We start from the raw sequence: 12,395 nt of genomic DNA, 5'->3' as shown, positions 1-12,395 counted from the left end.
GCTTGTCAACGCGTCGTTAGTGGCAATTGACCGAAGGTTGGCGGCCTCACTTTCCGTTTGTGCTGTCAGCCCCGGCAGGTGTTACAGCAGTGAGAGTGGGTAGCTGATGAAAATCCGATTCTCGTCAAATTCGTTGGTGGAGAAGTCTCGGCGAATTGTCGCGTTGCGCCATTTCACATTGAGATTCTTCAGTGCGCCGCTCTGGACCGTGTAGGCGAGTTCCGATTCACGTCCCCACTCCTTGCCATCGGTTATTGTGCCGGTGTGCACATTATCGCCGCTGATGTAGCGGTTCATCAGCGTCAAGCCGGGGACGCCGAGGGCTACAAAGTTGTAGTCATGGCGCACTTGCCAGGATTTTTCCTTGGCGTTGTCGTAGCTTGCGTTGTAACTATCGTTGGCCAGGGTCCCGCCACTGGTGCCATTGACCCGCATCCAGGCGCTGTCGCCGCTGAGCTTCTGCAGGCCGACATAAAAGGTGTGGCCGCCGTATTTGGCCGACAGCAGGGCGAACATCGTTTTGTTATCCAAATCGCCAGCCAGGGCGCTACCGTCTTCCTTGCCGTTGAAAAAACCGAGGTTGGCGCCCAGCGTCCAGTCGCCCAGGGGTTGGCTGTGGTTCAGGTTCACATACTGTTGCTGGTAGATATCCGACAGTTCGGCGTACCAGAGCCCGACTTGGGTGCGTTTTTCGTTGAAGGTGTATTCACCGCCACCAAAGTTGAAACGGTCTGAAGTAGCCACAGCCCTGCCGTTCATGAACATGTCTTCCATGCTGGCGTCATTGCGCGGGCTGTTGCCGCGAAATTGTCCACCATAGAGGGTCAGCCCGGCGAATTCGTTGGAAGTGATTTGCCCGCCGCGAAAGGTTTGCGGCAGGGAACGGCCGTCATCCGAACGCAAGATCGGCAATACAGGCATCCATTCGCCGACCTTCAGTTCGGTCTTCGACAACCGGGTCTTGAGTGCCACGCCCAAGCGCCCGAAGTTATCGGCGGGGCGGCCGTCGTCATGGATCGGCAGTAACTGCGTCCCAGCAGTGCCTCGGCCGCCGTCGAGTTTTTGCGAGTACAAGCCCAGCACATCAAGGCCGAAGCCGACGGTGCCTTGGGTGAATCCGGACTTGGCATCGAGGATAAAACTCTGCGTCCACTCTTCGGCCTTGCCCTGGGGGTTGGCGGGGTTGGTGAAGTTGCGATTGAAGTAGGCGTTGCGCAGATTGAGCGTGACCTTGCTGTCATCGACAAAGCCTTCGGCGTGTAGCGGCATGGGCAGCACGAAGGCCAGGCTGCTGCAGCCGATCAGGCTGAGGGTGTGGCGGTGACGAGAGAGACGAATCCAGGAATTGCGGGCGAGTTGGCTCACAGTGACACTCCCTTTGCGGTTATTGTTTTTATTTTTCGTTATACGTCGTCGTACAACTTTGCGAGGGATATTTGCGGGGTTTCCGGGGAATGTCAATAAGAAGTTATACGATGACTGCTGGCATGGGTTGATATGGGAAGTACCAGAGGAAAATGGCTTAGCCGGCGATCAGCATCGGTGGCAAGGTGCCCAGCAGCGACACGGCGGCCACCGCCGCTACGCCCAGCAGCCATTCCATTGCTACGCTGGCTTGCAGCGAACCCAGTCGCTGCTCGCAGTTGCGCATCCGCAGTCTGTTGAGCAGCGCCAGTCCCAGCATGCCGGCAACCAGCAAGACCTTGATCAATAGAATCAGGGCAAAGCCGCTAAACAGCGGCGTTGGCCAGAACTGCCCGGTGAGCACACGAATATTGATCAACCCGGTGATCAGCAATCCTGCCACCAGCCAGTAACCCAAGCCGCTAAAGCGCTTGAGTATGGCCTCCAGCGGATCGCTTGCCGGCTGACGGATGATCAACCCCAGCACCAGTAAGCCGCCTAGCCAGGCGCCGACGCACAGCAGGTGCACGACTTGATTGAGGATCAGTAACTGCCCGCTGCTGCCGTCGAGCATGGCGCCATGACCGATCGGCGCCAATGTCACCAGCAACCCGGCGCTGAGCAACAGGCGCACATTCGTCCATGAAGTAAACAGCGCCAGCACCAGCAACATGTTCAGCAGTAGGTGCAGGCTCCAGACCTTACCGAAAAAGGTCTTGGACAATACCTGTTGCACCGTCGACAACTCCAGTGCCGGCAACTGCGTGTCCGCCATGCTGGCACTGATCAGCAGCAGCCAGATGACGGCGGATATCAGGGCCAGCCAGGCCAGCAACCGGGTGATACGTGACAATTGCCGGTCGAGCACGGGGCGGGGTGATTTACCCAGCAGCCAGGGCCGGAACGCACAGGCCCCAAACATCAGCAGCACAACCGTGAAGTGCAGGAAGCGGCACAGGACCAGCAGGGTCGCCATGGCTTATTGGCCGACCTTGAAACTGTAACTGCCAGCGCTTTTGTGGGTGTCGACCGAGACGGCGTGCCATTGGACCTTGTAGGTGCCCGCTGCCAACGGTGCAGCGGGTGTGACCACCAGGGTTTTCTTGTCGGTATCCGGGGTTTCCAGGCCCTTGATCGCAACTTCGGTGCCGTCCTTGCTCAGGGACACCTTGGTGAAAATGGCCTCAACGCCTTCGCTGAACGTCAGGCGCAGCTCTGCGGGGTCAGTGACGCGGCTGTCGGCAGCGGGCACGGAGCTTTCCAGGTGAGCGTGGGCAATGGCTGTCGAAGCGCCCAGCAGAGAGGCCAGCAAGGTAATGATCGTCAGGGCTTTCTTGATCAACATGTGCAATACCCATCAAGTAGAAAGAAGGGGCAGTGTACGAAGTTTCGACTCAGGCTGTCGCCCCGATCTAGAGCGGGTGGTAGTCTTCGCAAGATGATGTTTTCAGGGAGCCCTTATGGGCAATCACAAGATCGGTATTCGTCGAGTCAACGTCGAGAAAATTCTGCTGGCGGCCGAGAAAGTCTTCGCCGAAAAGGGCTACGGCGGCACGGCTATGGCTGACATTGCCGAAGAAGTGCAATTGCCGCGTTCCAACCTGCATTATTACTTCAGCACCAAAAGCGAGTTATACAGTGCGGTGCTGTTCGACTTGCTGGAGGTCTGGAAGCAGGACGCGCTGTGTTTCGAGATGTTCGACGACCCACGGGTTGTGCTCAGTAGCTACATCCGCGCAAAGATGCAGCATTCGCGCAGCCGGCCGTATGGTTCAAAAGTCTGGGCCAACGAAATCATCCACGGCGCCCCGACCCTGGGTGAGGCGCTGGACGCCAGCCTGTATGACTGGGCCAAGATGAAGGAAGCGAAAATCCGCCAATGGGTGCAAGACAAGCGCATCCTGGCGGTGGAACCGTCGAGTCTGTTGTACATGATTTGGGCATCGACCCAGCACTATGCCGACTTTGATCATCAGGTGATGATCCTGAATGACCACCAGGCACTGTCGGACCTGCAGTTTGAGCGGGCGGTGCAGACGGTGACGAGTGTGATATTGCGCGGGATTGGGTTGGAGCCTTGAGGGGGCAAGTTTGAGCTCTTTCATGGTCTTTGGTAGGTCTATCGAATGTAAGCATCGCAAATGTGGGAGCGAACAATCCCGCTCCCACATTTTTGGGTTAGGTATCTCCTAGCCTGAGCTCATGGGGGCTCGCAATATGTGCTTGCTCATACGGCCTCTCGGTACGGATTACGCGGATCCTGTGTCCAGTTCAGAAACGGCTTGCCCGTCTCTATCGGCACCATCTCAATGCAATCCGCCACCGGGCAGGTGATCTGACACAGATTGCACCCCACGCATTCATCGTCGATCACTTCATATTTATGCGTCCCGTCTGCCAGTTTCAGGCTAGTGATCGCCTGGTGCGACGTGTCCTCGCAGGCGATGTGGCAACGCCCACAGCCAATGCATGCTTCTTGATCAATCCTGGCGATGACCTGGTAGTTGATGTCCAGGTATTTCCAGTCCGTGGTGTTACCCACCGCGCGTCCAGAGAATTCCTGCAAGCTGCTGTAGCCTTGGCCGTCCATCCACCGCGACAGGCCGTCTTTCATTTCCTCGACAATTCGGAAGCCATGCAGCATCGCCGCCGTACACACCTGTACCGCGCCGCAACCCAGGGCGACGAATTCTGCCGCGTCACGCCAATTACCGATCCCGCCGATGCCGCAGATCGGCAGGCCCTGGGTCTGCGGGTCGCGGGCGATCTCGGCGACCATGTTCAACGCGATCGGCTTGACCGCCGAGCCGCAATAGCCGCCATGGGTACTCTGGGTGCCGACCACCGGCAGGGCGACCATGCGTTCCAGGTCGACGCTGGTGATGGAGTTGATGGTGTTGATCAGCGACACCGCATCGGCGCCGCCGCGATAGGCGGCACGGGCTGCGACGCGGATGTCGGTGATGTTGGGTGTGAGCTTGACGATCACCGGCAGCGAGCAATAGGTCTTGCACCAGCGCGTCACCTGTTCCACGTACTCCGGCACCTGGCCCACCGCTGCGCCCATTCCGCGTTCGGGCATGCCGTGGGGGCAGCCGAAGTTCAGCTCGATACCGTCGCAGCCGGTGGCCTCGACCAGGGGCAGGATGTTTTTCCATGACTCTTCGACACAAGGCACCATCAGCGACACGATCAAGGCGCGGTCCGGCCAGTCCTTTTTCACTTGGGTGATTTCCCGCAGGTTGATCTCCAGCGAGCGGTCGGTAATCAGTTCGATGTTATTGATGCCCAGCACTTCCCGGTTAGCGCCATAGTGCGCCGAATAACGCGACGAGACATTGACCGCTGCCGGGTCCTCGCCGAGGGTTTTCCACACAACGCCGCCCCAGCCGGCTTCAAACGCGCGGACTACGTTGTAGGCCTTGTCGGTGGGTGGCGCCGAGGCCAGCCAAAAGGGATTGGGGGCTTTGATGCCAGCGAAGACAATCGAGAGATCGGCCATTTATGCAGCCTCCACGTTGAGCATGAGTTGGGCGTGCATGGCCTCGGCGGCCAGTTTGCCGTGCTGTACGGCCTGGACGGTGAGGTCCTGGCCCAGGCTGACGCAGTCTCCACCGGCATACACGCCAGGGATGCTGGTGCGCAGGTGCTCATCGACAAAAATGCGTTCGCCCTGGCGTTGCAACTGATGGGCCAGTGGATCGTGCAGGGCATGATCGTCGAAGCCTTGGCCGATGGCCTTGAAGATCGCATCGGCAGCCAGTTCGAAGGTTTCACCGGTGGCTTGCAGGCGTTCCTGCTCCATGCGGGTGCGGGCAAAGCGCATGCCGCGCACGCGGCCTTGATCGTCCAGTAGCACTTCTTCGGGTTGGGCCCAGGTCAGCAGGCGCACTTGATTGGCCTTGGCGATGTCTTGCTCATGGCCGGTGGCGCCCATCTCATTGAGGCCACGGCGATACACCAGGTTGACGTCACGGGCACCCAGGCGAGCCATTTGCACGGCCATGTCGATAGCGGTGTTACCAGCGCCAAGCACGATGCAGCGATCGGCCAGAGGCATTTGGCCAAGGTCATCGGCTTGGCGCAGTTCGCGGATATAGTCGGTGGCGGCGAGCAGGCCTGGGGCGTCTTCGTGAGGCAGGCCCAGTTGCTTGTTGGCGGCGAGGCCAAGGCCGAGGAACACCGCATCGAATTGCTGGTGCAGGTCGCTCAAGGTCAAGTTGTCACCCAGGCGTTGCCCATGGCGGATTTCGATGCCGCCGATCTGCAGGAGGAAATCCAGTTCCTTCTGGGCGAAGTCATCCACCAGTTTGTACTTGGCGATCCCGTATTCATTCAGGCCGCCGGCTTTTTCCCGTGCTTCGAAAATCACCACATCGTGCCCGTGCAAGGCGCTGCGATGGGCGCAGGCAAGGCCTGCCGGCCCGGCTCCGACCACGGCAATGCGTTTGCCGGTTGAGGCGGCGCGCTGGAAGGGGTGTTCAGTGAAGTGGGCGTTGTCTACGGCATAGCGCTGCAACAGGCCAATCAGTACCGGGGCGCACTCTTGGGCATTGTTTCGCACGCAGGCTTGCTGGCAGAGAATCTCGGTCGGGCAAACCCGGGCGCAACTGCCGCCGAGGATATTGGCTGAAAGGATTTTCTGCGCCGCACCCTGGACATTTTCCGTGTGGATATTACGGATGAAAGACGGGATGTCGATATCGCTGGGGCATGCGTTCACGCAGGGTGCGTCATAGCAATACAGGCAGCGCGAAGCCTCCAACTGGGCTTGTCGGGCGTTTAGCGGCGGGGCCAGATCAGTGAAATGACTGGCGAGCGTTGTCGCATCCTCGGCGGGATGAGGAAGGTGGGTCAGGGTCTGGATCACGGTAATAGCCTCACGGTTATTGAGGTGTTGCCTCTGATGGGCATTGTTTTTTTGTTGCCTGGACTGGCCTCTTCGAGAGCAAGCCCGCTCCCACATTCGACTGCATTCATTCAGTTGAAATGGATTCGAATGTGGGAGTCGGCTGCTCGCGAAGAGCGGTATCAGCGCTTCACTGCAACCGGCCTGGAGAGCTCCGCCCGCTTGCTCAACTGCTCGAACACCGACGGATACGCCGGCCGCTCCACATAACGGCCCGCCCCACGCTCGGCCCGCAGGTCGCCGTCGACCCAGACCAGCTTGCCCTGGCTGATGGTATGGCTGGGCACGCCGCGCACGGTCTTGCCTTCGAAGATGTTGAAGTCCACCTGCTGATGGTGGGTCTTTGCCGAGATGGTTCGCGTGCCCTCGGGGTCCCACAGCACCAGGTCGGCATCCGCGCCAACCCGGATCGCGCCTTTGCGCGGGTAGAGGTTGAAGATCTTCGCGGTGTTGGTGGAGGTCAGTGCGACAAACTCGTGCATCGACAGGCGGCCGGTGTTGACCCCTTCGTGCCACAACAGCGCCATGCGGTCCTCGATACCGGCGGTGCCGTTGGGGATCTTGCTGAAGTCATCCCGCCCGGCGGCTTTTTGCTCGGCACAAAAACAGCAATGATCGGTGGCGGTGGTATGCAGGTTGCCCGATTGCAGGCCATGCCACAGTGCTTCCTGATGCCCTCGCGGGCGGAAGGGCGGGCTCATCACGTAGCCGGCAGCGGTCTGCCAGTCAGGGTGCTGGTAGACGCTGTCGTCCAGCAGCAGGTGCCCGGCCAGCACTTCGCCGTACACGTGCTGGCCCTTGCTCCGGGCGTAGGTGATTTCGTCGAGCGCTTCCTGGGTGGAAACGTGAACCAGGTACAACGGGGTGCCGATAGTTTGGGCAATGCGGATCGCCCGGCTGGCTGCTTCACCTTCTACCTGTGAGGGCCGCGACAGCGGATGCGCCTCGGGGCCGGTGATGCCTTGGGCCATCAGCTTGCGTTGCAGGTGATAGACCAGCTCACCGTTTTCGGCGTGCACAGTGGGCACGGCACCCAGTTCCAGGCAGCGTTCGAAACTGGCGACCAACGTGTCATCGGCCGCCATGATTGCGTTCTTGTACGCCATGAAATGCTTGAAGCTGTTGATGCCGTGGTGACTGACCAGTTCGGCCATTTCCTCGCGAACCTGTTCGCTCCACCAGGTGATTGCCACATGAAAACCGTAGTCGGCGGCGGATTTTTCAGCCCAGCCGCGCCACTGATGGAAGGCCTCCAGCAAGGATTGCTGCGGGTTGGGAATCACGAAGTCAATGATTGAAGTAGTGCCGCCGGCAAGTCCCGCTGCAGTGCCACTGAAAAAGTCTTCGCTGGCCACGGTGCCCATGAAGGGCAACTGCATATGGGTATGCGGATCAATGCCACCTGGCATCAAATATTGACCACTGCCGTCGAGTACTTCAGTGCCGGCGGGAATATCCAGATCATTACCAATAGCGCGAATCAGACCGTCTGCGCAAAAGACGTCGGCGCGGTAATTTTCATCATGGGTAATAACGGTGGCGCCACGGATCAACAAAGACATGCCGAGTTCCTCACAGGCTTGACCGGCTTATGCCAGTTCTAAGTTGTAGTGCTTCTCGCTGCAGGTGGGTTAATTCCTGTCAGTGGTGACAGGAATAGAAGCTAGCCCGAGTTTTTAGAATGAGCAAGATTATTTTTTTAAGCTTATAGTTTTCTTATCTATATGATTTATAAGCGTAAAAATAGAAAAATACCAAAATGTAGCGGCCTCTCACCATTTTGACGCACTTGACAGGTTCTCAATATGAGCAACATTTCTTATTGCAAATCAGACGCTTGAGACCTGCCTCTTGACGGGAGTGGTAAATAAAAATAATTGTGGTGCACCAGATTGAGTCCCGATGGTTCGGACAACTTCTGCGTTATTTGGCCTGAGTAACGCTGCAAGTACCGAGGGGCTTTTCGGTCGAGATAATAAAGCTGATAAACATCAGCATGTTATAGACGCGGTGCGGACGCGGTGGCGGTTGGCGGCACGGTTATTGAGTGCGGTGGCGGCGGGTCGGGTCCGTGATGTCATGTTGTCAACGCGGTACTCCGGCCATCCTGTGTTCAACACAGGATGAGCAACAATAATTCGAAAAAACCGTGGAGCGGCCATGCAACAGAACAGATCGCAAGTCATAGAGCGCGACGGCCTGTATGAACTCGACGCCGGCGACGACGTCCTCGACAGCCCCCGTTACAACCACGACATCGCACCGAGCAAGGTGCATGAACGAACCTGGAACAAGTGGCATATCACAGCCTTATGGGTCGGTATGTCGATCTGCGTACCCACCTACACCCTGGGTGGCGTGCTCACCGCCTACTTTGGCCTGTCTGTGGGCGAGGCGCTGATTGCGATCCTGCTGGCCAATATCGTGGTGCTGATTCCCCTGACGCTCAACGCGTTCCCCGGTACCAAGTACGGTATTCCGTTTCCGGTGTTGCTGCGTTCATCCTTCGGGATCCTGGGCTCCAACGTGCCATGCCTGATCCGCGCCCTGGTGGCGTGTGGCTGGTTCGGTATCCAGACGATGTTTGGCGGCTTGGCAATTCACCTGTTTCTCGGCTCGATTTTCGAAGATTGGAAGGCGTTGGGAGGCACCGGTGAAGTGATCGGCTTCATGATCTTCTGGGTGCTGAACCTGTGGGTGGTGCTGCGTGGCGCCGAGTCGATCAAATGGCTGGAAACCCTTTCGGCGCCGTTACTGGTGGCTGTGGGGGTCGGCCTTTTGGTGTGGGCGATGCCCAATGTATCGATCAGCGAGCTGATGGCGATCCCGCCCAAGCGTCCTGAAGGGGCGAGCCTCAGCGGGTATTTCATGGCAGGTCTGACTGCGATGGTCGGTTTCTGGGCTACGTTGTCATTGAACATTCCCGACTTCAGCCGCTACGCCAAAAGCCAGAAAGACCAGATACTCGGGCAGATCTTTGGCCTGCCGCTGACCATGTTTCTGTTTGCCGCCCTTGGCGTAATCATGACGGCGGCCTCGGTGAAGCTGGTGGGTGTCAGTGTCTCCGACCCGGTAACGCTGATCGGCCATATCCAGAGCCCGGCCTGGGTGGCGGTGGCGATGGCGTTGATCATCATCGCGACCTTGTCCACCAATACGGCCGCCAACATCGTCTCGCCTACCAACGACTTCCAGAATATCGCGCCCAAGTTGATCAACCGCACCACGGCAGTGATTCTCACCGGCCTGGTGGGGTTGGCGCTGATGGCCCATGAGTTGTTGAAAAAACTGGGGCTGATTGTTTCCGATGTCAGCCTCGAATCGGTCTACTCCAACTGGTTGCTGGGCTACTCAAGCCTGCTGGGGCCGATTGCCGGGATTATGGTGGTGGATTACTTCCTGGTCCGCCGCCAGCACCTGGACCTTGCCGGTTTGTACCGTGATGACGTTTACCCCGCGTGGAACGTGGCGGGATTTATCGCCTTTGGCGTGCCGGTGGTGCTGACGCTGCTGTCCCTGGGCAGCGACGCATTCAATTGGTTCTACAGCTACGGCTGGTTCACCGGTTCGGCGCTGGGCGGTTTGTTGTATTACGGCCTGAGCATGAAGCGCGGGGCCCGTGCGCTGGCAGTCAAAGTGCCGCAGTAATCCATAAAAACAGCCTGAGGAGAACACCATGAACGCTGTCGCAGACGTCTTGCAATCCACTCATCAGCACATTAACCGTGACCGCTTGTGGCAGTCGCTGATGGACCTGGCCAGGCTCGGTGCCACGCCCAAGGGCGGTGTCTGTCGCCTGGCCTTGACCGACCTCGACCGACAGGCCCGCGATCTGTTTGTGAAGTGGTGCGAGGAGGCCGGCTGCACCGTGACCATCGATGGCGTTGGCAATATCTTCGCCCGGCGTCCCGGGCGCAACCCGAAACTGCCGCCAGTGATGACCGGCAGTCATATCGACACCCAGCCTACCGGCGGCAAGTTCGATGGCTGCTTTGGCGTGTTGGCGGGTGTGGAAGTGCTGCGCACCCTTAACGATCTAGGTATTGAAACTGAAGCACCGCTGGAAGTGGTGGTATGGACCAATGAAGAAGGTTCGCGATTTCCTCCGTGCATGATGGGCTCTGGCGTGTTTGCCGAAAAATTCACCCTGGAAGATACCCTGGCCAAGACGGACGCCGATGGCGTGACGGTCGGTGATGCGCTCAATGCCATTGGCTACGCTGGGACGCGGCCCGTAAGCGGGCATAAGGTCGGCGCCTATTTCGAGGCCCATATCGAGCAAGGTCCGATTCTTGAGGATGAGAAAAAAACCATCGGCGTAGTGCTTGGGGCTTTAGGCCAGAAGTGGTTCGACCTGAAGTTGCGCGGTGTTGAAGCTCATGCCGGCCCGACCCCGATGCACTTGCGCAAGGATGCCCTGGTGGGGGCTGCTGCGGTGGTTGCGGCGGTCAATGCCGCAGCCCTAGGCCACCAGCCCCACGCCTGTGGCACCGTGGGTTGCCTGCAAGCCTATCCCGGCTCGCGCAACGTTATCCCTGGTGAAGTGCGGATGACCCTGGATTTTCGCCATCTGGAGCCGGCGCGGCTGGACTCGATGATTGCCCAGGTGCGCAAGGTCATCGAGGACACCTGCGCCAAGCATGGCCTGACCTTTGAAATGTTGCCCACCGCTGACTTTCCGCCGCTGTATTTCGACAAAGGCTGTGTGGACGCTGTGCGCGAAGCGGCTAATGGCTTGGGCTTATCGAATATGGATATCGTCAGCGGAGCGGGGCACGATGCGATTTTTGTCGCTGAGCTGGGCCCGGCCGGTATGATCTTTGTGCCGTGCGAGGGTGGCATCAGCCATAACGAGATCGAGAACGCCGCACCGGACGACCTGGCGGCGGGGTGTGCCGTGTTGTTGCGGGCGATGGTGGCGGCATCGGTTGCGATTGCCGCTGGAAAGCTCGCGGCCTGATGTGCAGGGATACCACGCAATGCGCGTGGTATCCAATCAGGATAGGGGCGCGGCCTAGGCGTGATGTGTGGCGGGTTTGTGCGATTTGGCAGGTGCCGTGGGCCTGGCTTGCGGATGATGATGCCGACGAGTGATGCGCAATATCCCCCACAACATGGCGCCGGCAACGGCCAGCCAGCCACAGACCAAAAGAAGTATCGTTGTCGTCAGGCTCATGAGTGCCTCCTTTCGCCCTGTGCAGGGCACACACTGTCTTCTCAATGGACAGTCTAGCCGTCGGCTGGTTGCGCGCTATTGACCAATGGTCGAAGCGTGCAACTCGTTTGCTCTAATGCGCACCTTTTACTGTGGTTCAAGGCTATACCCGAGCCCGGGAGCGCCCTATGATCAGAGCCCCACCGGCAGTTGAACAAGAGAGTGAAGAAGTTGCGCTTACCGCTGAACGTCAAGACATCTTTGTTGGTAGTCACCTGTGCCTTGGGGCTTGCAGCCTGTGCCGGGCAGCCGACCGCGAAAATCCGCGGTTTGCCCGAGCGCGTCGAGCTCACCGGTGTGCCGGCGTTTCGCGGGGATACCTATCAGGGCGGCCCTGCGACCTTGGCCAGCATGCTGTCCCAACAAGGCATTGTGATTACACCGGGCTTGCTGGATAAGCCGCTGCGCTTGCCGGATGCGCAAGCCGATCTTGAGCGCAATATGCAGGTCCTGGCGCGTGAATACGGGATGTTGGTGTATCCGCTGGAGGCCAGGTTGCCTGCGCTGTTGGCGCAAGTGGCGGCGGGGTATCCGGTGATGGTGCGTATTACTGAGGGCTCGACGTTCTGGGCCGAGCCGCGTTATGCCGTATTGGTCGGCTTCAATCAGCAGAAAAACACCCTGTTGTTGCGGGCCGGAAGGGATCGGCGGCGTTTGATGGCGTTCAGTGATTTTGATTCTGCATGGAAAAGCGCTGGGCACTGGGCTGTGCTGATTCAGCGTCCGAGCCAACTGCCCGCAGAACTGGATTCGCAAAAATGGCAGCAGGCTGCCAATGCTACGGCGCAGGCGGGTCAGCAGCAGGCGGCGGCCCAGGCGCTCAAGGTGATGGCCGATAAATCGACCAAACCTTGAAACCCGACGCCT

General features: G+C 58.9%; 10 protein-coding genes. 4 read left to right on the top strand and 6 right to left on the bottom strand.

Annotated features, from left to right (window positions below; genetic code table 11):
• Positions 1-81: 81 nt before the first annotated feature.
• The 3 genes from OQ460_RS14575 to copC form a co-directional block, all read right to left on the bottom strand.
• The gene (locus OQ460_RS14575) at positions 82-1,365 is read right to left on the bottom strand and encodes an OprD family porin (RefSeq protein ID WP_410018155.1); all 1,284 of its coding nucleotides are present in this window, start codon (positions 1,363-1,365) and stop codon (positions 82-84) included.
• Between the two features lie 157 nt (positions 1,366-1,522).
• The gene (gene copD / locus OQ460_RS14570) at positions 1,523-2,380 is read right to left on the bottom strand and encodes a copper homeostasis membrane protein CopD (RefSeq protein WP_410018154.1); all 858 of its coding nucleotides are present in this window, start codon (positions 2,378-2,380) and stop codon (positions 1,523-1,525) included.
• 3 nt (positions 2,381-2,383) lie between these two features.
• The gene (copC, locus tag OQ460_RS14565) at positions 2,384-2,749 is read right to left on the bottom strand and encodes a copper homeostasis periplasmic binding protein CopC (RefSeq protein ID WP_410018153.1); all 366 of its coding nucleotides are present in this window, start codon (positions 2,747-2,749) and stop codon (positions 2,384-2,386) included.
• Positions 2,750-2,864: 115 nt separating this feature from the next.
• On the opposite strand from copC, the gene OQ460_RS14560 reads away from it, so the two are divergent.
• A complete protein-coding gene (locus tag OQ460_RS14560; protein WP_410018152.1) occupies positions 2,865-3,485 on the top strand; it encodes a TetR/AcrR family transcriptional regulator in 621 nt (206 codons plus the stop codon).
• Between the two features lie 146 nt (positions 3,486-3,631).
• Here the strand turns inward: OQ460_RS14560 and preA are convergent, their stop codons facing one another.
• The 3 genes from preA to hydA all read right to left on the bottom strand — a co-directional run bounded on the left by preA (position 3,632) and on the right by hydA (position 7,875).
• Positions 3,632-4,906 (bottom strand): NAD-dependent dihydropyrimidine dehydrogenase subunit PreA, encoded by a 1,275-nt coding sequence (gene preA / locus OQ460_RS14555; RefSeq protein ID WP_410018151.1) that lies wholly within the window; start codon positions 4,904-4,906, stop codon positions 3,632-3,634.
• The gene (locus tag OQ460_RS14550; protein WP_410018150.1) at positions 4,907-6,274 is read right to left on the bottom strand and encodes an NAD(P)-dependent oxidoreductase; all 1,368 of its coding nucleotides are present in this window, start codon (positions 6,272-6,274) and stop codon (positions 4,907-4,909) included. It lies immediately after the preceding gene.
• A gap of 161 nt (positions 6,275-6,435) precedes the next feature.
• Complete coding sequence (gene hydA, locus OQ460_RS14545) at positions 6,436-7,875, bottom strand: dihydropyrimidinase (RefSeq protein WP_410018149.1); 1,440 nt, start codon at positions 7,873-7,875, stop codon at positions 6,436-6,438.
• A gap of 598 nt (positions 7,876-8,473) precedes the next feature.
• Here hydA and OQ460_RS14540 point away from each other — a divergent pair.
• The 3 genes from OQ460_RS14540 (at position 8,474) to OQ460_RS14530 (ending at position 12,383) form a co-directional block, all read left to right on the top strand.
• A complete protein-coding gene (locus OQ460_RS14540; protein WP_410018148.1) occupies positions 8,474-9,961 on the top strand; it encodes an NCS1 family nucleobase:cation symporter-1 in 1,488 nt (495 codons plus the stop codon).
• 28 nt (positions 9,962-9,989) lie between these two features.
• Complete coding sequence (locus OQ460_RS14535) at positions 9,990-11,273, top strand: Zn-dependent hydrolase (protein WP_410018147.1); 1,284 nt, start codon at positions 9,990-9,992, stop codon at positions 11,271-11,273.
• 426 nt (positions 11,274-11,699) lie between these two features.
• On the top strand, positions 11,700-12,383 hold the full coding sequence (locus OQ460_RS14530) for a peptidase C39 family protein (protein ID WP_410022012.1): 684 nt from the start codon (positions 11,700-11,702) through the stop codon (positions 12,381-12,383).
• Positions 12,384-12,395 lie beyond the last annotated feature (12 nt).

It is taken from the genome of Pseudomonas imrae (assembly GCF_046352735.2).
Classification (GTDB): domain Bacteria; phylum Pseudomonadota; class Gammaproteobacteria; order Pseudomonadales; family Pseudomonadaceae; genus Aquipseudomonas; species Aquipseudomonas imrae.
The sequence above is the reverse complement of the archived record's forward strand: the minus strand, read 5'-3'. Positions and strand labels throughout refer to the sequence as shown.

What these genes read in the sequence shown, in the direction of transcription:
- copD (WP_410018154.1), bottom strand. Translation starts at nt 2,380, where the DNA reads ATGGCGACCCTGCTGGTCCTGTGCCGCTTCCTGCACTTCACGGTTGTG.
- OQ460_RS14540 (WP_410018148.1), top strand. Translation starts at nt 8,474, where the DNA reads ATGCAACAGAACAGATCGCAAGTCATAGAGCGCGACGGCCTGTATGAA.
- preA (WP_410018151.1), bottom strand. Translation starts at nt 4,906, where the DNA reads ATGGCCGATCTCTCGATTGTCTTCGCTGGCATCAAAGCCCCCAATCCC.
- OQ460_RS14535 (WP_410018147.1), top strand. Translation starts at nt 9,990, where the DNA reads ATGAACGCTGTCGCAGACGTCTTGCAATCCACTCATCAGCACATTAAC.
- OQ460_RS14560 (WP_410018152.1), top strand. Translation starts at nt 2,865, where the DNA reads ATGGGCAATCACAAGATCGGTATTCGTCGAGTCAACGTCGAGAAAATT.
- copC (WP_410018153.1), bottom strand. Translation starts at nt 2,749, where the DNA reads ATGTTGATCAAGAAAGCCCTGACGATCATTACCTTGCTGGCCTCTCTG.
- hydA (WP_410018149.1), bottom strand. Translation starts at nt 7,875, where the DNA reads ATGTCTTTGTTGATCCGTGGCGCCACCGTTATTACCCATGATGAAAAT.